18 protein-coding genes and 2 pseudogenes are annotated in these 20,440 nt (G+C 60.3%); 10 read left to right on the forward strand and 10 right to left on the reverse strand.

Going from position 1 to position 20,440, the window contains the following annotated elements; translation table 11 throughout:
- Positions 1–40 precede the first annotated feature (40 nt).
- Positions 41–361, reverse strand: coding sequence for a hypothetical protein (locus D3791_RS11480; protein ID WP_061953381.1), 321 nt, complete (start codon positions 359–361; stop codon positions 41–43).
- Between the two features lie 159 nt (positions 362–520).
- Here D3791_RS11480 and D3791_RS11485 point away from each other — a divergent pair, with 159 nt between their 5' ends.
- A complete protein-coding gene (locus D3791_RS11485; RefSeq protein WP_172512265.1) occupies positions 521–1,240 on the forward strand; it encodes a M50 family metallopeptidase in 720 nt (239 codons plus the stop codon).
- Here D3791_RS11485 and D3791_RS11490 read toward each other — a convergent pair.
- On the reverse strand, positions 1,223–2,380 hold the full coding sequence (locus D3791_RS11490; RefSeq protein ID WP_172512266.1) for a YihY/virulence factor BrkB family protein: 1,158 nt from the start codon (positions 2,378–2,380) through the stop codon (positions 1,223–1,225). The two genes, D3791_RS11485 and D3791_RS11490, sit on opposite strands and share 18 nt — an antisense overlap.
- Positions 2,381–3,057: 677 nt before the next feature.
- Between D3791_RS11490 and D3791_RS11495 the strand changes: the two genes are divergently transcribed.
- Together D3791_RS11495 and D3791_RS11500 are read left to right on the forward strand one after the other, a co-directional pair.
- On the forward strand, positions 3,058–3,804 hold the full coding sequence (locus D3791_RS11495; RefSeq protein ID WP_022874812.1) for a transglycosylase family protein: 747 nt from the start codon (positions 3,058–3,060) through the stop codon (positions 3,802–3,804).
- Positions 3,805–3,922: 118 nt separating this feature from the next.
- A complete protein-coding gene (locus D3791_RS11500) occupies positions 3,923–5,287 on the forward strand; it encodes a CoA transferase (protein WP_246242041.1) in 1,365 nt (454 codons plus the stop codon).
- On the opposite strand, the gene D3791_RS11505 is transcribed toward D3791_RS11500, so the two are convergent.
- On the reverse strand, positions 5,284–6,123 hold the full coding sequence (locus tag D3791_RS11505; RefSeq protein WP_172512267.1) for a PaaX family transcriptional regulator: 840 nt from the start codon (positions 6,121–6,123) through the stop codon (positions 5,284–5,286). The two genes, D3791_RS11500 and D3791_RS11505, sit on opposite strands and share 4 nt — an antisense overlap.
- The gene (gene kynA, locus D3791_RS11510; RefSeq protein WP_022874815.1) at positions 6,113–6,979 is read right to left on the reverse strand and encodes a tryptophan 2,3-dioxygenase; all 867 of its coding nucleotides are present in this window, start codon (positions 6,977–6,979) and stop codon (positions 6,113–6,115) included. Before kynA ends, D3791_RS11505 begins: the two co-directional genes overlap by 11 nt.
- Before the next feature lie 120 nt (positions 6,980–7,099).
- Between kynA and D3791_RS11515 the strand changes: the two genes are divergently transcribed.
- The 4 genes from D3791_RS11515 to D3791_RS11530 all read left to right on the forward strand — a co-directional run bounded on the left by D3791_RS11515 (position 7,100) and on the right by D3791_RS11530 (position 10,893).
- Positions 7,100–7,786: a CE1759 family FMN reductase gene (locus D3791_RS11515; RefSeq protein ID WP_172512268.1), complete on the forward strand. Its 687-nt coding sequence runs from the start codon at positions 7,100–7,102 to the stop codon at positions 7,784–7,786.
- A 132-nt stretch (positions 7,787–7,918) separates the two neighbouring features.
- Positions 7,919–8,704 carry a 2-oxo-hept-4-ene-1,7-dioate hydratase gene (gene hpaH, locus D3791_RS11520; RefSeq protein WP_022874817.1) on the forward strand — a complete coding sequence of 262 codons (786 nt, stop codon included), beginning with the start codon at positions 7,919–7,921 and terminating at the stop codon, positions 8,702–8,704.
- The gene (locus D3791_RS11525; protein ID WP_172512269.1) at positions 8,689–9,498 is read left to right on the forward strand and encodes an aldolase/citrate lyase family protein; all 810 of its coding nucleotides are present in this window, start codon (positions 8,689–8,691) and stop codon (positions 9,496–9,498) included. Before hpaH ends, D3791_RS11525 begins: the two co-directional genes overlap by 16 nt.
- Positions 9,499–9,603: 105 nt before the next feature.
- Entirely contained in the window at positions 9,604–10,893 is a 1,290-nt protein-coding gene (locus D3791_RS11530) for a cell division protein PerM (protein ID WP_172512270.1), read from the forward strand.
- 112 nt (positions 10,894–11,005) lie between these two features.
- Here the strand turns inward: D3791_RS11530 and D3791_RS11535 are convergent, their stop codons facing one another.
- From D3791_RS11535 to D3791_RS11545, 3 genes are all read right to left on the reverse strand, one after another.
- Positions 11,006–11,680 carry a GH32 C-terminal domain-containing protein gene (locus tag D3791_RS11535; protein ID WP_172512959.1) on the reverse strand — a complete coding sequence of 225 codons (675 nt, stop codon included), beginning with the start codon at positions 11,678–11,680 and terminating at the stop codon, positions 11,006–11,008.
- Positions 11,681–12,006: 326 nt separating this feature from the next.
- A complete protein-coding gene (locus tag D3791_RS11540) occupies positions 12,007–12,573 on the reverse strand; it encodes a VanZ family protein (RefSeq protein WP_172512271.1) in 567 nt (188 codons plus the stop codon).
- Positions 12,574–12,588: 15 nt separating this feature from the next.
- Positions 12,589–12,750 (reverse strand): hypothetical protein, encoded by a 162-nt coding sequence (locus D3791_RS11545; protein ID WP_172512272.1) that lies wholly within the window; start codon positions 12,748–12,750, stop codon positions 12,589–12,591.
- Between the two features lie 357 nt (positions 12,751–13,107).
- On the opposite strand from D3791_RS11545, the pseudogene D3791_RS11550 reads away from it, so the two are divergent.
- Positions 13,108–13,593: pseudogene (locus D3791_RS11550) on the forward strand (transposase family protein); the annotation flags it as partial.
- Positions 13,594–13,614: 21 nt separating this feature from the next.
- On the opposite strand, the pseudogene D3791_RS11555 reads toward D3791_RS11550, so the two are convergent.
- A pseudogene (locus D3791_RS11555) lies at positions 13,615–14,310 on the reverse strand (LacI family DNA-binding transcriptional regulator); the annotation flags it as partial.
- A 233-nt stretch (positions 14,311–14,543) separates the two neighbouring features.
- On the reverse strand, positions 14,544–15,074 hold the full coding sequence (locus tag D3791_RS11560; protein ID WP_172512273.1) for a maleylpyruvate isomerase N-terminal domain-containing protein: 531 nt from the start codon (positions 15,072–15,074) through the stop codon (positions 14,544–14,546).
- 109 nt (positions 15,075–15,183) lie between these two features.
- Between D3791_RS11560 and purN the strand changes: the two genes are divergently transcribed.
- Positions 15,184–15,753, forward strand: a complete 570-nt coding sequence (purN, locus tag D3791_RS11565) for a phosphoribosylglycinamide formyltransferase (RefSeq protein WP_172512274.1) — start codon at positions 15,184–15,186, stop codon at positions 15,751–15,753.
- A 62-nt stretch (positions 15,754–15,815) separates the two neighbouring features.
- On the forward strand, positions 15,816–17,330 hold the full coding sequence (locus D3791_RS11570; protein WP_172512275.1) for an SDR family NAD(P)-dependent oxidoreductase: 1,515 nt from the start codon (positions 15,816–15,818) through the stop codon (positions 17,328–17,330).
- A gap of 18 nt (positions 17,331–17,348) precedes the next feature.
- Here D3791_RS11570 and D3791_RS11575 read toward each other — a convergent pair whose 3' ends face one another.
- Positions 17,349–20,369 (reverse strand): alpha-mannosidase, encoded by a 3,021-nt coding sequence (locus D3791_RS11575; protein ID WP_172512276.1) that lies wholly within the window; start codon positions 20,367–20,369, stop codon positions 17,349–17,351.
- Positions 20,370–20,440 lie beyond the last annotated feature (71 nt).

The following is a 20,440-nucleotide window of genomic DNA, read 5'->3' on the forward strand; positions in this document are numbered from 1 at the left end:
GTTCTGCAACGTCAACGACGTTATTCACGTTTGGCGAGTTTCAGGAAAGTTCATCCTTCGACTTCTTGGATCCGCCAAGCACCAGAGATAGGAGCGCAACACCTGCGGTGACGCTGTTGACTGCGGGCCAAGCGCCGAGCTTCTTTGCCAATGGGTGGGAGGCGCCGAAGCCGCCAACGTAGGCACTGATCAATGCGATCGCCTTGCCGGTTCCAGCATCCTTTTTCCAGATGAGGAATGCGCCAACACCTGCTGCGCCAAGCACTACGGCTGCCAGCGGGCGTTTCTTGGTCGCGCGTCCGGTAGCGTAGCCTCCGGCCAATCCGGTAACGGCTAATGCAGTAGAAGCTAAGCGAGACATGAAGATCCTCCAAATATTTTGCACAACATCTCGCTATGAAGGTTATGCCTTGCACCTGTGATGTTTCCCAGAACGTGGTTGAACTGCTGGGTCGCACAGGGCTCAAACAGGCGGTGCTTGCAAGAATGGGTAGCATCGATGGGCGATTGAGGAGCTTGAATGAACTTGGACATTGTTGAAGCTTGGCATCGTTTGGCTCAACCGGTTGCTGTTGATCTGAGTCCTTGGCAGTGGGTGATTATTGCCGCTGTGGTGCTGGTTTTGGTGATCCCTGCTCCAGCTTGGCGGATCACCGGATTGTATTCGACGTTGGTCCACGAGCTAGGACATATTGTCTCTGCATTATTCACCGGAAGATTTGTCACGGGCCTGAAGCTGGGATGGGATCATTCCGGCGAAGTGGTCAGCCGTGGACGTGGAAAATTTTCGGTGATCGTGTCGGGCATTTTCGGCTATCCGGCGCCGTTGTGGGTTTCCGCGGTGATGTTCTGGGCCATTTCCATCGGGTACGCAGGCCAAGCGCTGGGAATTTACGCGCTCTTCTTCCTGTTGGCATTGATCTTTGTCCGCAACTGGCCAGCCCTCGTGGTGTGCGCCGTGAGCGCGATCGTGGCTCTTGGCGTCGTCTTTTTCGCGCCGGTGGAAGCCTATCTATATCTCTCGCTGCTCATCGCCGGATTCCTGCTGATTGCCGGACTGCGCGACTACGTGAAGCTATTAGCTGTTCACACGTGGCGTCGTCGCGACATCTGGCAGTCTGACGCCTACTTGATTGCCCGTGCAACCCATACCTTTGCAGGCTTGTGGCTTTTGGTGATTCTGGTCCTTGGCGCTTTCGCCCTGTGGTGGTCGGCCACAAGCCTAGTGGCCTTGGTCTGAGGTTTTCTCCGTGTCCTTGCGCAGGGACCTGATAGTCGTGGCCCGGGAGATCATCCACGCGGCACCGGCAGCCAGCCCAACCGGCAGCAGTTTTGTCTTGCGCTTGGCGGGGCGCTGCGGGTCGATTTCCATGTCCTGAAGCGGGTCGCCACCATGATTGATGCGAACTTCCTGGGCCTGGACGAGATCTTTGTAAGTAGCCAGTTCCTGCTTTGCCACCAGCGTGTCATCGCGCAGAGGGAGCAGTACCTCGTCATCGGCGGGCAGGCCGGTGCGCAGCTGGCGCAACCGGATGAATTCGATATCGACCAGCGCGCCAAGCAGCAGGGCGATATTGCTGATCCAGCAAGCCAACACGAGGATGATGACACCACCGATGGTTCCATAGGTGGCGGAGTAGCTGGCGAACTGGGAAAGGTAAATGCCGAACCCGACCAGTGACAGCCCCAAGATCACCAGAGCCGTCAGTGTGCCGGCTGAGAACCAACGGAATCGCGGGCGCTTGACGTTAGGCGTGAAGTAGTAGAGCAACGCCAAGACGAGCAGGATCATCACCAGCATGATTGGCGGTTTGGCGATGTTCAGCATGAGCACGAAACTGTCGCCGAGACCAACGACGTTGCCGATACCGCGGGCAATGGAACCTGAAGTCACGAGAAGGACCAGCGTGATCACCGTGACCAGCATGATCATGACAGTAATAAGGAACATCTGTGGGCGGCGTTTCCACTGCGGGCGTCCTTCGGGCACCCCGTAGAGCCGGTTCAAACTACGGCCAAAAGCCGTGACGTATCCAGAAGTACTCCAAAGGGCACCGAGTGAACCGGCAAGGATTGCCCAGAACGTTCCGCTGGCTTGGGACGCAAGACCCTGTAACAGCTGTTCGGTGGTGTCGAGCAGTTGCTGGGAATCGCCATTGGACGCATGTCCGTTGGGTGCCAGACCCTGTTCCAGGATTTCCATGATCCATTTGGTTCCGCTTTCGCTGGCACCGGCCAGAGACAGCAGGGAAATCAGGGCCAGAAGTCCGGGGAACATTGCCAAGACCATGAAGTAAGAGAGCGACGCTGCGACGTCCAGACCATCGTTCCTGAAGAACTCGCGCAATGCGCGCGGGAAGCAGGCGAGTGATTCTTTCATGTGTTCTTTGGTGAATCTGCCTTGGTTTGGCATGGGGTTCCCCTGTCTGACAAATGAATTCATCAGTGCGACGATCTGGTTTCGCACATCACACTACCTAACTGCTCGTCCAGTGACTAGGTCATTTAGATTGTGGTCGTGTCTTAGCCTGTTGAGAACGCCAGATTTTCAGTTGTTGCTGAGGGGTGCAGGACCTGAAGTCTCAGCCAAATTCTGCGGCGTTGGTTCGGCGGTCATTGAGTCGTCAGCGACGGCGTTATGGACGACCGCGGGCCGTGACTTTAACACACGGATTGGGCCGGATTCTGGCGTCGCGGCTGGATTGAAAGCCATATCACAAAAAGTTCTTTGATATCCAGTTCGGTTCGGTAACATTCTTGCCGGTTCACAAGGGGTTTAAGGCCCGTGGTCCTGCCGAAATTTAATTTTTTCGGCTGAAACTGACCTGTGATTTCGCGGATTCTGGACGTTTCCTGAGTTGCGGAGGTGGTGGGGGTCTGGGTTAGTGTCTTTATAACGTTTCGATAACACTCGCTGTGTTATTGGGGAAACAGGTACTGCCGGGACTTCCAGACCGCTCGCCAGGGCAGTACTTCATACAACGTCGAAATGCGACGCTGAGCGGTGCACGAAGATGGTCTTGGACGACCTGAGCGCGGGAAGAGCACTGGAGAATCATGATCCAGCAGAAGACTAAGAAATTGATCCGCCGCGGCGGAGCCTCCCTGGCAGCCGTAGCAGTAGCCGGTGGCGCAATCGTTGCAACCACCGCACCAGCAAACGCAGCAAGCACCTGGGACAAGCTGGCTCAGTGCGAGTCCGGCGGAAACTGGTCCATCAACACCGGTAACGGTTACTACGGTGGCCTGCAGTTCTCGCTGTCGACTTGGAAGGCATTCGGCGGCTCGGGCATGCCACACCAGGCTTCGAAGGCTGAGCAGATCCGCGTTGCAACCAAGGTTCAGGCTGCACAGGGTTGGGGCGCATGGCCAGCATGTACCGCAAAGCTGGGCATCAGCGGAACCCCAACCGGCGGTTCCTCGAGCGATTCCACCTCGAGCACCCAGACCAAGCAGGCTGCTCCAAAGGTTACCGAAACCAAGAAGGCTGCGCCTAAGGTCACCGAGACCAAGAAGGCCGCTCCACAGGTTTCCGAGAGCAACAACTCGGTCAAGTCCACCAAGCAGGCTGCTCCAAGCACCTCGGGCAAGCACGCTGCTCCAGCTCCACAGGCACCAGTGTTCAACATTGATGTCACCGACTCGGGCAAGGACTACACCGTCAAGTCCGGCGACACCCTGGCCAAGATTGCTGACCAGCTCGGTGTTGACGACTGGCGCGGCCTGTTCGTCCTGAACGACGATCAGCTGGCCAACCCAGACCTGATCATGGTTGGACAGACCCTGAACGTTCCAGCGAACTAGTTTCGCTAGACAAGCTAGTTAGGTCCACATGGCGTCAATTGACGCCGTGTGGACCTCTCCGCATTTAACGTACCTATATATAGGGGACGAATCGGCGCAGTAGTCTGGTGCTATGAATATGAGTGCCGATGAGGAAAAGGCTGTTCTACGAATTCTCGGCAGGGGTTTTGAACGATCCGGGATGCTGGCTGTGTCCTCTGTTCCGGAGATCGACGGACTAGGTTCATGGTGGGGAGGTCCACTCAACGTGGAGCAGCTTGCCGTGGGGTCGGTTGCTCTGGTGTCTTCGGCCTTGAACTCACTGAGCAACGGCCAATTCACACCAGCTATCAGTTCCAGCCAGGTTGCCGCGGCGTTCGGGTCCTCCGGCTATCTGCGGATTAATGACGAAAAGACCAAAGGCTTCGCAGAGCATTCGGGCTTCTTCCGCACCAGTGATGGTTGGACCAGGACCCACGCCAATTATCCGCATCATGAGCACCGGTTATTGCAGTCCCTCGGCGTCAACTCAGGAGCGGGGCTGGGCGAAGCCCTGGGCCAGATGTCCTCTGAACAAGCACAGGAACTCATTGTGGCTGCAGGCGGCGTGGCCGCCGCGGTGCAAACTCGCCAGCAGTGGCTGGAATCAATGCAGGGCCAGGCCGCGCAGCAAGGCGATTGGGCGCAATTTTCGCTCCGACCTGCGGATGCGGTCCGAACCTGGCAGTACAACCCATCATCTTCGCGTCCGCTGTCGGGATTGCGCGTCTTGGATTTGACCCGCGTCATTGCCGGTCCCACTGCGACCCGCACCTTGGCCGCGTTAGGTGCCCACGTGCTCCGCGTGGATGCTCCCCGGCTGCCCGAGCTGCAAGCGCAACATGTTGATACGGGGTTCGGCAAGCGCAGTACCTTGCTCGATCTCTCGTCGTCAGAGGGCAGCGAGCGAATGGCGCAGTTGCTGCAGGGCGCTGACGTGCTGATTACCGGTTATCGGCAGGGGTCACTAGCGCGTTTTGGCCTCAGTGCCCAGAACTTGGCCGAGAAATACCCGGAACTGATCATCGCCGAGCTGGACGCCTGGGGCTATGACGGCCCATGGGTCGACCGGCGCGGTTTCGACAGCATCGTGCAGGCCGCCTGCGGCATCTCCGATGTGTACCAAACAAAGGATGGAAAGCCCGGTGCTCTGCCGGTGCAAGCGTTGGACCACGCCACAGGCTATGGGCTGGCCGCGGCGATCATCGCCATGGTCCAGGCCCGTTCAGAACATCGCGGAGTTGGCAGCGTACGTTTCTCATTGGCGCGCACCGCGGCCGCATTATTCGAATTCGGGGCACCCGCCCTGCCGGCGCAGCCGCTGGATGCTCCTCGCATGGGCCATATGGAAAGCCCTTACGGGAAACTGGACTATGCGCTGACACCCTTTGTGGTTGATGGCGAGATTCTCGATTTCCCGGCGGCCCCACCGGCCTATGGGCAGGATGAACCGATCTGGTTTTAGCCCGCGAGCACCGAGGCGACAAATTCCTTGGCTGGGCGTTCAAAGACGCTCGAGAACTCCAAGAAGCGTTCCCTGCTGCGTTTGCCGGACCAAGCCGCCGGCAACATGCCATCGGGTAGTCCCGGATCAAGGTAGGGCAGTGCCCGCCATGCGTCGATCATGCCCACGTACCCGCGGTAGGCGTCGGCGGGATCGGTTTGGCCGGCGTTTAGACCGGCAGTGGCCTTGAGGAACTGCTGGTGCAATGAGTCAAGATGTTCCAGATCCCACCATTGGGCTGCGGCTTCCTGGGGCGTGGCAGGGAAGTGCGGCTGCTGGACCGTGAATAACGTGGCCAGGGAGCGGGCCTGCAATGCCGCCAGGGCCGCGTCGACCTCAACGCGCAGATACTCCGGGAAAATCCACAAACCGGCAGCTACCAAGCCGCCGCCGAGCTGCTGGAAGTGCTTGCGGATCTGGTGGCGCAACGGGCGCATGCTCTCCGGCAGCGAGTAGGTCACCAAACACCACTGGTCGTTGGGGGACATCTGCCGCGGCGTGAAGATGCGGCGGCTGCCGCGTTCAAACATGGCCCGGGCCATCGGCGGCACGTCTAAGGTTGCATCCGCAGTGTTCGCCAGCACCTGCTTATCGATCAGCCGGGAGATGGCTGTTTGGGCTGCGGCGGCGGAGATGCCAGCAGCCGTCGCCAGCTCTACCACTTGCGTGCGCGGTACCGGGGCCGGTTGGTGGCGCAGGTAGAGCCCGGTAATGGTGCGGATGATCGACGTGGCGCTGCCGGTGCGTGCCTCGAAGTCGTCGAGGCTGAAGGGTGATATCGGGGTGCTAGTTGCCAATTTCGGTGCGCACCGCAAACAGCTCGGGGAAGAAGGTCAGATCCAGGGCGCGCTTGAGGAAATCAACGCCCGAGGATCCGCCGGTGCCGCGCTTGAATCCGATGGTGCGCTGGACAACGCGCAGGTGGCGGTAGCGCCATGCCTGGAAATTGTCCTCGACGTCGACCAGATCCTCGCAGGCCTGGTAGAGGCTCCACTGGGTGTCTTCCGATTCGTAGATTTCCTTGAAGACCGGAACCAGGGCTTCTTGGAAGGTCCATGGCTTGGTGACATCGCGGGAAAGGATCTCCTCGGGGATTTCGTAGCCTCGACGAGCCAGTGCCGCCAGGAAGACGTCATAGAGTCCAGGTTCATGCAGGAGCTTGGCCAGCAATTCGTGGGCTTTGGGATCTGCCTCGTGGACCTTGAGCATGCCTTCGTGCTTGTTGCCCAGGATGAATTCGACGGCGCGGTACTGGAAGGACTGGAAGCCGGAAGACGAGCCGAGGAAGCCACGGAACTGCGCGTATTCCCGCGGGGTCAGTGTAGCGAGGACCGACCACTGCTCAGTCAGGGTTTTCTGGATGTGCTTCACGCGGGCCAGGCACTTCAACGCCTTGCCGATATCGTCCTCGCCGAGCAGTCGGCGGGCTTCGACCAATTCGTGGAGCATGAGCTTGAGCCACAGCTCGCTGGTTTGGTGCTGGATGATGAAGAGCATTTCATCGTGATGTTCGGGCACGCTGACTGGGTGCTGCGCGGAGAGCACGCGGTCCAGATCCAGGTAGCTGCCATAGGACATGGTGTTCCTGAAATCGGTGCGCACGCCTTCTTCGATGTCGCGCTGGTTTTCGGACTGTGGCTTCTGGTTGCTCATGCGCCCAGCATATCAATATTCTTACCAACGTCACAGTAATGAAAATGGGACTCGGGAATACCTTCGCAATCCATCGCGTTGATACATGCATACGCATATAAATCATGAAAGGTGGCAGCAATGAGCAAGTCGATAGTGGTAATCAGCGGCGGACTGGGCTCGCCATCGAGCTCCTCTATGCTCGGGCATCAAATTGGCCAGAACATTGCAGCGAAGCTGTCGTCGGCAGGCGTCCAGGCAGATCTCAGCAACATCGAACTGCGCGAGCATGCCAGCGAAATCACCAACAACATGCTCACCGGCTTCGCCGCACCCAACCTCCAGCGCGTGATCGACGCCGTCACCAGCGCGGACGTCCTCGTGGCGGTCACCCCGGTCTTCACCGCGTCGGTATCCGGGCTGTTCAAGTCATTCCTCGACATTCTCGACCCCAAGTCGCTGGACGGAAAGCCGGTAGTGCTCGCCGCGACGGCGGGGACCCAGCGCCATCAGCTGGCTATCGACTACGCAATGCGTCCGATCTTCAGCTACCTGCGGGCCAACATCATGCCCACCACGGTATTCGCCGCCTCGGAGGACTTTGGCGGACAGGGGCTGGCTGGCACCTTGGCCGAGCGCGCTCGCCGGGTTGCTGACGAAGTATTGCTCACCCTCGGCGCTTCCAACGGACGGCTTCAGGCCGACACTGACCTGGGAGACACCCGCTCGATTGCCCCGTCGGTCAGCGAAAACGCGGACCCGAACGACGAACTGACCTCGCTGCCCTTCGAAGCGCTGCTGGCGAATGTGAAAGCCGCGGGCCGCTGACGCAGGCAAAAATGTTAGTACGATGTGCCATGCACCTGGAAGCTCGGTACGATCAAGAAACGTGAGCCATCTCATTGAGCTGGTCGGTGGGGGCTCACCTTGGTTTTAACAGGAGTGAAAGGTGTAGCGCCGATGCTATCCGAGGAAACAATCACGGCCATTGCCGATGAGCTGGTCCAGGCCGGCCAAACGCGTACCCCGGTACCGCGCCTGACCGCGCGCTATCCGGAAATGACTGTCGAGGACTCCTACCGCGTGCAGAACCTCTGGCGCCAGCGTTCCGAGGCGGCCGGACGAGTCCTCGTGGGGCGCAAAATCGGCTTGACCTCGCGGGCCATGCAAATGGCCACCGGCATCACCGAACCCGACTACGGAATCATTTTCGACGACATGGTCCATGACTCGGGTGCCACATTCAACTTCTCGGAATTCACCGGCGCCCGCGTCGAAATGGAACTGGCCTTCAAGCTGAACAAGGACATCGAAGGCCCGCGCGCCAACATCTTCGACGTTCTGGACGCCACCGAATACGTCATCCCGGCCCTCGAAATCCTCGACGCCCGCGTTGAAATGGAAGGGCGTACCATCGTCGATACGATCAGCGACAACGCAGCCATGGGCGCGATGGTGATCGGCGGCAACCCGGTGAAACCAGACGCCGTTGACCTGCGGTGGGTCTCGGGCATCCTTTTCAAGAACCAGACCGTGGAAGAGACCGGCGTCGCCGCCGGCGTGCTGAACCACCCTGCCGCCGGTGTCTACTGGCTGGCCAACAAGATTGCTCCGCACGGCGACAAGCTCAAGGCCGGCGAATTGATTCTCGCTGGCTCCTTCACCCGGCCCATGTGGGTCAATGCCAACGACACCGTTTTTGCCGACTACGGACCGCTAGGAACTGTGACATGTCATTTCGAGTAGAACCGGATCCATCGCTCAAGGACGCGCTGGAGCAGGCCGATCATCCGCTGGCCGGAATCTGGGTATGCTCCGCCTCGCCGCTGATTGCTGAAATCTGCGCGGGTGCCGGATTCGATTGGCTGTTCATCGATGGAGAGCATTCTCCCAACGACCTGCAGAACATCTTGGCCCAGCTCCAAGCGGTACGCAGCTACCCGGTCGTGCCAGTGGTGCGCCCGGCGGTTAATGACCCGGTAGTCATCAAGCAGTTCCTCGACCTCGGCGTGCAGTCGCTGATCATTCCGATGGTCAATGATGCGCAACAGGCCGCCGCGGCCGTGGCCGCCTGCCACTACCCGCCCAAGGGAGTGCGCGGGGTGGGCTCGGCCTTGGCACGTTCGGCAAGGTGGAACCGCATCCCGGACTACCTGACGCGTGCCGATGAAACCATCACCGTGATGGTCCAGATCGAAGCAGATGAAGCCGTGCGCAACGTCCAGGCCATTGTGGAAACCGAGGGAGTCGACGGCATTTTCATCGGCCCTTCGGACTTGGCTGCCTCGATGGGAGTCATTGGCCAGCAAAACCACCCTGACGTTGTGGCCGCCGTGATCAAGTCGATTGATGCCGCCAAGGCGGCTGGCAAATACGCCGGCGTCAACGCATTCGACCAGAAGACTGCGCGCCAGTACATGGATGCCGGTGCAGACTATGTCGGGGTCGGCGCGGATGTGGCATTGCTGGCTCGCGCCACCGAGGCGCTGGCTGCCAGCTTCGCCTCCGGATCCCAGGCACCAGCACCGAAGAGCTACTAAAGCACTGGTTCTGGGCAAGCGCTCAGGGGAAGGTTGCGCGTCGATCGGCGCGGGGCGCTGTGAATGGTGGCAACATTGAAAGTGATGAGTCGCGAAAAGAAACCCATGAAGGCCGTGATGTTGCGTCTGCGCAACGGCTGGCCGATGCCCCTGGCGTTGCAGGGCGTGTTCGAGATCCTGCAATCAGTCGTTTTTTGTCTTGCCTTGATCATGCTGCCCTTGGTTGCGGTGTACTTCAGCGGCGGGTTCCTGGAAGACTCCTTTAACATCATCTTGCAGTTTGCCGGATTCGTCTGGCTGCTGATCCACGGCGTCCCTATCGAGGTGCTGAACCTGGGTCCCGAAGCCGACCCGGGGTCCGTTTCCGGGTGGCTGACGCTGATCCCGCTGGGGCTTTCGCTGCTGCCATTCCTCTTCTGCCTGCGCGCGGGGCGGCGCATCGCCCGCGCCTCCTACACGGACCAGCTGTGGCAGGGATTGCTCGGTGCCTTCATTGCCTATGGCGGCATCGGAGCTGCCGTGGGTGCGCTGTCCAATAACAGCTATGGGCGGGTCAACGTTTTCGCCGCGGCCTTCATTCCGTTGATCATCGCGGCGCTGGGCCTGATCATCGGCGCGCGACGCGAAGCAGGCTCCTGGGCCAGGCTCTTCGGTGTTGACATGGCCGCCTATATCCAGCGGCTTTCACCGCACCGCCGTTGGGCCGGCTCCTACGTCTGGCACGTGGTCGTGGCAGGATTCCTCGGCTATGTCGCGGCGGTAGGCATCAGCGGGCTGCTGTTGACCATCAACTTGGGATTGCACTGGACCGAAGTCGCCAACGTCTACCAGGAACTGAGGCCCGGCCCGATCGGCTCCGCGGCCCTGACCCTGGTGCAGCTGTCCCTGATTCCCAACGCGGTCTTCTGGGTTCTCTCATGGATCAGCGGTGGCGGGTTCACCCTGGGCACCGGCAGCACGCTGTCGACCCTGGAGACCACCGTCGGGCCATTGCCCTCCATTCCGATGCTGGCCTCGCTGCCATCAGGGGAAATGTCCCACCAGTGGCTGTTCCTCCTATTGCCGGTGGCCGCGGGCATCATGGCTGGCTGGTACTTCCTGCGTGGCGGCGAGAACCATCTTGAAGACTGGTTCGCCCGCCGCATCCCGTTCAACATGCTCTCCTTGGGCCTGTCTACCGCCTGCCTTTCGCTGTTCACCGGCATTGTCGCCGCTGTGCTCAGCTTGATCGGTTCGTGGCTTTCTTCAGGTTCCCTGGCCATCGGCCGTCTTATCGACATCGGACCCAACCCGTGGCTCACCGCAGGTGCGCTGGTACTGCAGGTTGGCGTCGGCACCGCGATCGGCTACCTGATCGCCCCCTTGTTCGAAACCGACCCGGTCCTCGAAGGCTAGGGCCCGGTTCCGGATCACTGCATAATCAAAGACCGTGGCCCGGGTGGCATCAATGAACATTGATGCCACCCGGGCCACGGTCTTGTTGGATCACTGCCTGTTCAGCACAGGTCTAGTCGAAGCGGATTACGCTCAGGTCATGGAAACTGGCGGTGCCTTCGGCCGCATAGAGCGAGAGCCCGGTACTGGAAGGGGAGGGGAAGATCAGCTCGGTCATGGTCACTGCTCCGTCGTGGGCAAAGATCTCCACGGAGCAATGGTCAACAAAGATCGTCAGCTCATAGCGTCCGTTGACCAGCGGAAGCGGCGCCTTATCCAGTGAGGCGAATGCTGCGTGGAAGTCCGTTTCCCCGGAGGTGCGGCGATCCACGAACAGCTCGGAACGTTCAACGTCGATCCCGATCCGCGTGCCCTCGCTCGCGCCTGAGCGGACGATCAAGCCGGCTTCCTTTGCCGTCCCGGGATCGATGGACAATTTTATGCGCTGGACCGCTCCCGCCGCCTGCTCCAGCACCCGCGCTTCATTCTCAAGTTGCACGAGGCCGCTGGTGAACTCAGCAGTGGCTTCAAGCTCGTTCTTCGGATCGGAAGCGGGAACCTGGACCAGCCGCGGTGTGCCGTTAATAGTTCGCAAAGCGACTTCGCGAGCCAACGACATCGGGCTGCGCCACGGGGAGGTCGGGATGTCATTGGCGTATTCCCAATTGTTCATCCACGAAATCATCAAGCGGCGGCGCGTGCACGAGTCACTCGGTTCTGCCCGGGGCACGATTCCCTGAGCTGGCATTGGGACCGTGGGCTGCACGCATTCCGTGTTGTGGGAGTGCAACGATGATCTGCCCCGGGTGGCCAAGGGCCTTTGGAACTGCGTGTCCCGTTTACAGATATCTCTGCGGGGAATGCAGTAATTTCCAGAATCAGGTCAAATTCGTTCAATTTTGAGAGTGCCTGTTCGACTTCGATGTGCGGCGTTTATTTAGATCTTGGATCAACGGAATCTGGCACAAAAAGCAAACCCGCCCCGGCTCTAGACTTGAGAGCGGGAGCGGGTTTACGAACTAGATGCAGCAGAAGGCGATTCGGGCTGGCCGTCGTGGGTGATCAGTTGTTGATCTAGCCACGTACGGCAGTTGACATCGCCGGCGTACTTTCAGAGCGCTTGATCAATGCGTAAACGCACCAGCCAATCACAGCACCGACAGCGTACACAATCATGTCGGTAATGGTGAGCGCGCGTCCCCAATTTGTGATCAGTTGAGTAAATTCAATGAGAATACCGAAGCCGACAACAGTGATGAATGCGGCCCTGGTGCTCATCCGGGTGAACCATAAGGTCAATACCATGCCAGGTACGAAGAGCAAGGCGTTCAGCGCTGACTCTCGAACTGCAACTAGATTCAGCCCGTACTGGTCAACCCAGCCGTCAAAGGGAATCAATGAGTAGTTTGGCGGATCATCCTCAAAGCGTTCGCGAATAGTACCGCTTTCGGGGATGACTGTAATCATGACGACGCCGATATACCAGCAGATCAAGAGCCATAATCCAAGTACACCACTTAGCTGACGCTTGGAAGCTCTTTTGGAAAGTCTGTTGATTACGATCATCGCAACTAGAACAATGATGCTGATAATGAGGAACCAAGGTACGAGCCAACCGAAAGCTCGAAGTGCATTAGTCAATACTGAACGCCTTACTTATGGGTAGGTGATTTTCCCGGAAACTGTGACATATCCGCCGTCGTCGACCTTGGAAATGTAAATGCGATATGAACCCTTCGGCATGTCCTTGAAGGTCTTGGATCCTGAAGATCCGCAGCTGACTGTGAAGGTGCCCTTGTTGCGCCAAACGAAGCTCATATGCTCAAGCCTAATGGTGGCTTTCATGCTTGAGGTCGAACCAACGCGCTTGTCGCAACTATAGACTGACGCGGAAACCTTGAGGCTGCCCTTTTTGCTGGAATGTACTTCGCGAGAAGCGACACCGTACTTTATGCGGGCCTCGTAATTCATGGTCGATGTCGCAGCCTGAGCCGGCGCGATAGGAATAAGTACTGCAAAGGACATTACCAACAAGGTAATTAGACTAAATTTCCCGCTGCGTTTTAACGGCTCTTCGATTTTTAGCGTGGTGACCCCAAAATAAGTAAGGTCCGCAGCTCCTCTGCGAAGATGGATGTCGACTAAAACAAATTCATCTGCAAGGAACTACGAGCCGTGGTCAAGGATACCGGGCCAATCGATGCCGCGTCGATTCTGTTGAACCTCACCGACTACCGCGTCATCACCGCCACCCACGAACTTGCCAGACGACAAGTGCTCATTGAACCGGTCGCCACCGAAGCAGCCTGTCCCTCCTGCGGCGTCCTTACCACTAGGATTCAAGCCAGACCGGTACACCGGGTCAAAGACGTCCCTACCGGCGGTGAAGGCCTGCAAGTCCTGGTCCGCAAACGCCGCATGGCCTGCCAAGAACCGGCCTGCGAACGGCGTTCCTTCGTGCAAACCACCGACCAGCTGCCCTTCCGGGCACGGATCACCACCAGGCTCTCCCAACAACTGGTGGACGAGATGAGCTGCGAGCTGCGCGCGGTCTCCCGGGTCGCGGCCGCGCACGGGATCTCTTGGCCTACCGTGATGGCCCGGCTGAACACCGTCGGGGAACTGGTCGGGAACGTGGACCGCATGTTCATCCGCCGCCTGGTAGACGCCCCATGCGGTGCGATCGTTGGCGCAGAAAATAGCAGTCGGCCGGTGAGGCGAGCCCAGAAGCTCCATGCCAAGGGCGTACCCATGGGTTTCACCGCCTTCGCCAAAACGGATCAATGAGGGGTCGAGTTCTAGATCTGCTTCGGCCATGGCCTGCCGGAAGCCTTCAAAGCGTCCCACCGTGGCAGGAAGCCCGCTCTCCAGCGATTCGATGTTGATCATGCCGATCCGGGTGTGGCCGGCTTCGATCAATCGCCGGGTCGCCCGGTATCCGCCCTGGACCTCGTTCGGGGTGACGCTGGGAAGCTTGCCATCCTTGTCTTGGGCATTCAGGACTACCGATGGAACGCCTTCCAGCGCTTTGGGGACTTTGAGGTAGCGGTTGTACATTGCCGCGTAGACGACGCCCGCGACTTTGTACGACAGCATCGTATCCAGCGAGGCGGCTTCAAGTTTCTTGTCGCCGCCGGTGTTGATGGTCAGCAGGAGCAGGCCTTCTTCCCAGGCTCGTTCCTGTACGCCTTCGATGATTGCGCCGGCGAATGGTGAGGTTGCCGCCGTGTCGCCGATGAAGCCGATCATCCCTGATACGCCTTCGCGAAGAACTTTGGCGTGGGCGTTGGTGCGGTATCCGAGTTCTTCCACCGCGTCCCACACTCGTTGCCGGGTGTCCGCTGAGAACCGCGAACCTGTCGCCGAGTTGAGAACCAGGGAGACGGTGGCCTAAGGTACGCCTGCTGCAGCGGCCACATCGTGCATTATGGGCCCGGCTGAAGGCTTGGCTCTGACCATGAAGGTGTCTCCCCGTTGAGTGATGCTCATTAGTTATTCGTATAACAAGAGAAATATGTAGCACGGGTCATAGGAGCGGTCAACGGAGATTTCAAAAAAATTAACTGGCGTTCACGGATCAGTGAACGCCAGTTGCTGCAAGGCCAGGGAAGTCAGGCTGTGTGGGAATCCAAATCCCACAAATGATGCACAAAATCGTGCCATGCGTATTGGTTCAATGTTTCCACGGTGAAGGATGAACCGTTCGAACGCAGGCCCCGGCGCGAGTACGAATCCTCGTCGATGCTGCCCAATTTATCTGCGTACTTCGACGCAGCGCTGCGAAGCTGTGCCGCAACCTCTTCTGGTTCCAAGGCGTTGTAGTTTCCAGCATCCGCGGCTTGGTCCTGGTCCCAATTGGGGAAGGTCGGCTCATCATGCTCCAGCATCAGATCCAGCCGCTCATTCATGATCACCAGCATGTGCGCCACATGCGTGACGTACTCCTGGTCGCTCCACCTCGAGGCTTTGGTCCGCACGCGGGCCTCGGGCCTGGACAGCACGGCAACATAACGCTCCACGCCATCGAGTAATTGGGCGATGACATCTCCTGGAGTCACCGCGCGCACGTCGTATTCGCACTCGGGGCACACCGAGTCCAAGACAAAGGTCCAATTCTTCTGATCAGGAACAATTTTGCTCATGTGATCATCTTGCACCGAGGATGCTGGCCCCGCCACATTTGCTACCGGAGAAGGCAACAAACTGTTGCCGAATGAAAAACTAGGCCGCAGGAACCGTAGAATTGAGCCCATGCGCATCGTGGTTTTGGTTTCAGGTACCGGTTCTAATCTTCAAGCAGTCATCGACGCCGTCCAGGACGGTTCACTGGCCAACGTGGAGATTGCCGCTGTGGGCGCCGACAAGCACGGAACCTTGGGAGTGGAGCGCTCGGCGCAAGCAGGAATCGAAACCTTCGTGGTGAACTTCAAGGACTTCGAGGACCGTGCGGACTGGAACCATGCCTTGACCGAAAAATGCCTGTCCTACGCGCCGGACTATGTGGTCTCTTCCGGCTTCATGCGCATTGTCGGCGAGGAATTCATCAACGCTTTCGACGGCACCTACATCAACACCCACCCTGCCCTGCTGCCGTCCTTCCCGGGCGCCCACGGCGTGCGCGATGCGCTGGCCTACGGCGTGAAGGTCACCGGCTGCACCGTGCACATCGCCGACACCGGCGTGGACACCGGCCCGATCCTGCGCCAAGAGGCCGTGGCTATCGAGGATGACGACACCGAAGATACGCTCCACGAGCGCATCAAGGTTGTCGAACGCCGCCTGCTCATCGCCACCCTGGCAGATCTCGCACAGGGCAAGTAGCTTAGCGCCTAGAACCTCGTGCTGACCGGCCTCGTCTTCAAGGCCGTAAAATTGGTGGCGAGATGACTGAGCAAACACCTATCGCCGATGAGGCGTCAACCACCGAACTGTTCACCGACGCCGAGTTGGCCTCCGCGCTGAAGGTGCTGTCGGTGGTGCACCAGCTGGATTCGGCCGATGAACGCCATATCGCCGTACGCCGCGCCACCAGCAATATGTTCAAAGCCGCCAAGCGCTACCGCAAGTCGCAGAAGCGTGCCGAAATCAGCGCCGCGGACCGCGCGCTGATCGAAAGCACGGCCACCGGCTCACCCCAGCGCCTGGATGATGAAACCCTGGGCCTGGACCTGAGCACGCCCACCGAAGGCGCCAGCGCCGGCGAATTCCGCAAGCCCCGCGGCTGCTACATCTGCAAGCGGCGCTACACCACGGTGGATGCCTTCCACCATTACCTCTGCCCCGACTGCGCGGCGGCCGGACGCGAGCGCCGCGATGCGCGTGCGGATTTGAGCGGCAAGCGCGCCCTGCTCACCGGCGGGCGGGCAAAAATCGGCATGCATATCGCCCTGCGGCTGCTGCGCGACGGGGCGCACACCACCATCACCACGCGCTTCCCCAAAGACGCCGCCCGGCGCTTCGCCGCCATCGAAGACAGCGGCCAGTGGCTGCACCGATTGCGCATTGTCGGCATCGATTTGCGCGACCCCGCCCAGGTCATCTCCCTGGCCGACCGCATCGCCGCCGAAGGCCCGCTGGACATCTTGATCAATAACGCGGCCCAGACCGTGCGGCGCACCACCAACTCCTACCAGCACCTGATCGAATCCGAGCAGCAGCCGCTGAGCGGCGAACTGCTCGCCGGCAACGGCGGCCCGGAACTCTGGGGCGAAGCCAACCCGCCAGCCGAGCACCCCAAGGCCCTGGCCAGCGCCTTCAGGCTCGAAGACTCGGCCTTGCTCGCCCCGGCACAGCTGGGCAGCTACGACGCGCAGCAGCTGGCAGACCTGGCCATGAAAGCCGGGTCGGCATCGCTGGAGCGGATCACCGCAGGCACTGCCATCGACGCCGGAGGCCTGGTTCCCGATGTGGTCGCCGAGAACTCGTGGACCCAGATCCTGGGGGACGTGGACGCGCTGGAGATGCTGGAAGTGCAGCTGTGCAATGTCACCGCGCCATTCCTGCTGGCCTCGCGCTTGCGCCCTGCTTTGGCAGCCAGCGACGCACGGCGCAAATACATCGTGAACGTCTCGGCTATGGAAGGCCAGTTTTCCCGCCGATACAAGGGCGCCGGGCACCCGCACACCAATATGGCCAAGGCCTCGCTGAATATGCTTACCCGCACCAGCGCCGAGGAAATGCTGGACACCGATCGGATCCTGATGACCGCGGTGGATACCGGCTGGATCACCGATGAACGCCCGCACGATTCCAAGGTGCGCATGGTCGCCGAGGGCTGGCACGCGCCGCTGGATTTGATCGACGGGGCCGCCCGGGTCTACCAGCCGATCGTTGATGGCGAGCGCGGAATCGACCTCTACGGCTGCTTCCTCAAGGACTACGAACCCTCGCCCTGGTAAACGGCGGCGGCCCGGCCGCTAGCCGGCTGTGGTCAAACGCAAGGTCCGCACCTCGAAAGGCCCCAGGGCCAAGGGCAACCCGCCCTCTGTGAGCTCAAGTGCGCCGCCATCCAGCGGATCTTCCAGCAGGCTTGCCGTTGTTGCCGAGGCGAGAGGAAGGTTCAGCTGCAAGGTGCCGTTGGCCCGGCGGCCCAGCGACTCGTAGACGCGCACCACGAGGTCCCCGGAACGGTCGGCTGCCAGCTTCACGCTGGATACCACCAGGCCTTCACCGGCCACGCGCACCAGCGGCGCGACGGGCTCGGCGCCGAGGATCGTGCGCTCAGCGCTGTTGAGCAGGGCACCTTCCCTGGTCACGGTGGCAACATCAGCGCCCACCACCAGTCCGTAGCGGTGGGTTTGCATGCCCTGATCGGTCTGGGGGTCCGGGAAGCGCGGAGCTCGCAGCAAGGACAGCCGCATGGTGGTGGTGACTTGGGCGTCCTTGGCATCGCGGGTGACATCGAATCCGTAGATGGAGTCATTGACCAAGCCAACGCCGAAGCCCGGTTCTTCCGCCAGTGCAAAGCGGTGCATGGAGGTTTCGAACTTGGCCGCTTCCCAACTCGTATTCACATGGGTCACCCGCTTGTGGTAGCCGAACTGGGTTTCGGCGATGATCTGCTCGGCGCGGACATCCAGCGGGAAGGCGACCTTGAGGAACTTCTCGGTTTCATGCCAGTCGGTGCTCTGGCTGATCTGCACGGTGCGTTCGCCCGGCGCCAACGAGACTTCCTGCACCACGGTGGACTTGGAGAAGCTGCGCTTGATGGTGATCACCGCGCCCGAATCCTCGGACGAAGCCAGCTCCATGGAGTCCAGATCGCGCAGGTCGGTGACCTGGTTGCGGTAGTACTTGTCCACGTCCCAGGCATCCCACATATTCGGGAAGTCCTGATGCAGCTGCAGGAGGTTGGCTTCCTGTCCCGGCGCGATCCCATCGCGCCCGGTGGCCAGATCCACTGCGGAAGTGATCAAGCCCTGGGCATTGATGGCTACCCGGATAATGCCATTATCCAGCAGGTAGCCGCCATCCACAGCGGTTGCCTGGACCGCCGCCGCGGTGTCCGAGTCCAGGGCCTTTGCTTCGCCGAAGGCCAGGGTGTTGCGGGTGAACGCGGCGCCGTTGAAGGTGATGGGAATTGAACCGTTGCCGGCCAGACGCTGCTGGGCCTGGAGGATCAGCTGCTCGGCCTGATCGATCACCTGGGCGTAGCGGGCGACGACTTCTCGGTGCACCCACGCGATGGACGTGCCCGGCAGGATGTCGTGGAACTGGTGCAGCAGCACGGTCTCCCACAGCTCGTCGAACTGCTCGTACGGGTACTCGGCGCCGGTGTATGCGGCAGCCGTGGCAGCCCATAGCTCGGCTTCGACCAGCAAATGCTCGGTGCGGCGATTGCCTTGCTTGGTCTGGTGCTGGCTGGTGAGCGTGGCGCGGTGCAGTTCCAGATAGAGTTCGCCCACCCATACCGGGGGATGCGGAAGTTCGGCCTTGGCACGATCGAAGAAGTCGTTGGGGTGCTCCCATGTGACCTTGGCGCTGCCCTCGAGGTTGGCCAGGCGCTTGGCCTTGCCGGTCATCTCGCGGGTGGTGCCGCCACCGCCATCACCCCAGCCCACCGGGGCGATTGAGTTATTGGCGATGCGTGCTTCGCGGAACTGGCGGGAGGCCTTGGCGACTTCTTCGCCGGAGAGCTGGGAGTTGTAGGTATCCATCGAGGGGAAGTGGCTGAAGATGCGCGAACCGTCGATGCCTTCCCAGTCGAAGGAGTGATGCGGGAATTTGTTCTGCTGGTTCCAGGAGATCTTCTGGGTGAAGAACCATTCGAAGCCAGCGCGGCGCATCAGCTGCGGCAGGGCAGGGGAGTAGCCGAAGGAATCGGGCAGCCAGACGCCCTTGGAACTCACGCCGAATTCGTCGCGGAAGAATTTCTGGCCGTAGAGGAACTGGCGGACCAAGGATTCGCCCGAAGGCATGACGGTGTCGGATTCAACCCACATTCCGCCCAAGGGCAGGAAGCGCCCATCGGCCACCGCCTGCTTAACCCGGTCCCACACCTCGGGGCGATGGTTCTTGAGCCACTTGTACTGCTGGGCGCTGGACATGCCGTAGAGGAATTCGGGCTCATCGCCAAGCAGCTCGACCATGGAGGAGCAGGTGCGCGAGACCTTGCGGATGGTTTCGCGCAATGGCCACAACCAGGCGGAGTCGATATGCGAGTGGCCGATGGCCGAAATCTGGTGGGCGCTGTGCTCCGCGGGAGCGGCGAGTACGCCTGCGAGTTCCTTACGGGCCAACGGTGCGGTAGCGGTGATGTTCTGCAGGTCCAGCACATCCAGCGCGTTGTCCAGGGCTTGGAGGATCTGCATCTTGCGCGGGCCCTGGGGCAATTGCTCCTGGAGGTCGAGCAGCACTTCGAGGTCCAGTGACAGGTCATGGACCTGCGGCTCGAACACGGCCAGATCCATTCGGCGGGTGGTGTAGAGCCGGCTGCTCGAGGAGGTGAGGATATCGCCTTGCTCGGTCGGCAGGAAAGGATGGTGGTCCAGCAGCACCGGATTGGATGCGGCTTCCAGATACAGATCCACCAGTTCATCACCGGCGGCGCAGTCGGCGATCGGCACCCACTGGTTGCGCGGATTCAGGGCCTTGATGGTGATGCCGTCCGGGCGATAGATCAGCCCTTCACACTGGAACCCGGTCATGTTCACGTCAAAACCGAGGTCGATCACCGCTTCGACGCGGCGCCCGGCCCAGCTGGCCGGTACCTGCCCCTGCAAATGGAACCAGGTGGTGCCCCAGGCCGCGCCCCAAGAGGTTCCTGCCTGTGTCGGCGAGTAGTCCAAGGCCAGGCCCTCGGCAGGGGTGACCGGTTCGCCGGGAAGTTCATGCCACGACACCTTCAGCGGAATCGACTGAGAGTAGATGGCAGGACGAACACGTTCCTGCAGTACTCGTTTGACTCGACCGGTGGTCAGTGAGGTGTCGTCGTGCATTGCTGCCTTTCCCAGGGCGGCACCCCGAAAATCAGCGGGGTGGTTCCCTGCCAGACTACCCAAATTCACTG

Origin of the sequence: Glutamicibacter mishrai, assembly GCF_012221945.1 — a bacterium.
Classification (GTDB): Bacteria; Actinomycetota; Actinomycetes; order Actinomycetales; family Micrococcaceae; genus Glutamicibacter; species Glutamicibacter mishrai.

Bases quoted from the DNA above. Each gene is read 5' to 3' on its own strand.
- D3791_RS11515 (WP_172512268.1), top strand. From the start codon at position 7,100: ATGAGCAAGTCGATAGTGGTAATCAGCGGCGGACTGGGCTCGCCATCG.
- D3791_RS11525 (WP_172512269.1), top strand. From the start codon at position 8,689: ATGTCATTTCGAGTAGAACCGGATCCATCGCTCAAGGACGCGCTGGAG.
- D3791_RS11545 (WP_172512272.1), bottom strand. From the start codon at position 12,750: ATGAGCTTCGTTTGGCGCAACAAGGGCACCTTCACAGTCAGCTGCGGA.
- kynA (WP_022874815.1), bottom strand. From the start codon at position 6,979: ATGAGCAACCAGAAGCCACAGTCCGAAAACCAGCGCGACATCGAAGAA.
- D3791_RS11570 (WP_172512275.1), top strand. From the start codon at position 15,816: ATGACTGAGCAAACACCTATCGCCGATGAGGCGTCAACCACCGAACTG.
- D3791_RS11500 (WP_246242041.1), top strand. From the start codon at position 3,923: ATGAGTGCCGATGAGGAAAAGGCTGTTCTACGAATTCTCGGCAGGGGT.
- hpaH (WP_022874817.1), top strand. From the start codon at position 7,919: ATGCTATCCGAGGAAACAATCACGGCCATTGCCGATGAGCTGGTCCAG.
- D3791_RS11480 (WP_061953381.1), bottom strand. From the start codon at position 361: ATGTCTCGCTTAGCTTCTACTGCATTAGCCGTTACCGGATTGGCCGGA.
- D3791_RS11560 (WP_172512273.1), bottom strand. From the start codon at position 15,074: ATGAGCAAAATTGTTCCTGATCAGAAGAATTGGACCTTTGTCTTGGAC.
- purN (WP_172512274.1), top strand. From the start codon at position 15,184: ATGCGCATCGTGGTTTTGGTTTCAGGTACCGGTTCTAATCTTCAAGCA.
- D3791_RS11485 (WP_172512265.1), top strand. From the start codon at position 521: ATGAACTTGGACATTGTTGAAGCTTGGCATCGTTTGGCTCAACCGGTT.
- D3791_RS11575 (WP_172512276.1), bottom strand. From the start codon at position 20,369: ATGCACGACGACACCTCACTGACCACCGGTCGAGTCAAACGAGTACTG.
- D3791_RS11535 (WP_172512959.1), bottom strand. From the start codon at position 11,680: ATGCCAGCTCAGGGAATCGTGCCCCGGGCAGAACCGAGTGACTCGTGC.
- D3791_RS11495 (WP_022874812.1), top strand. From the start codon at position 3,058: ATGATCCAGCAGAAGACTAAGAAATTGATCCGCCGCGGCGGAGCCTCC.
- D3791_RS11530 (WP_172512270.1), top strand. From the start codon at position 9,604: ATGAAGGCCGTGATGTTGCGTCTGCGCAACGGCTGGCCGATGCCCCTG.
- D3791_RS11490 (WP_172512266.1), bottom strand. From the start codon at position 2,380: ATGAAAGAATCACTCGCCTGCTTCCCGCGCGCATTGCGCGAGTTCTTC.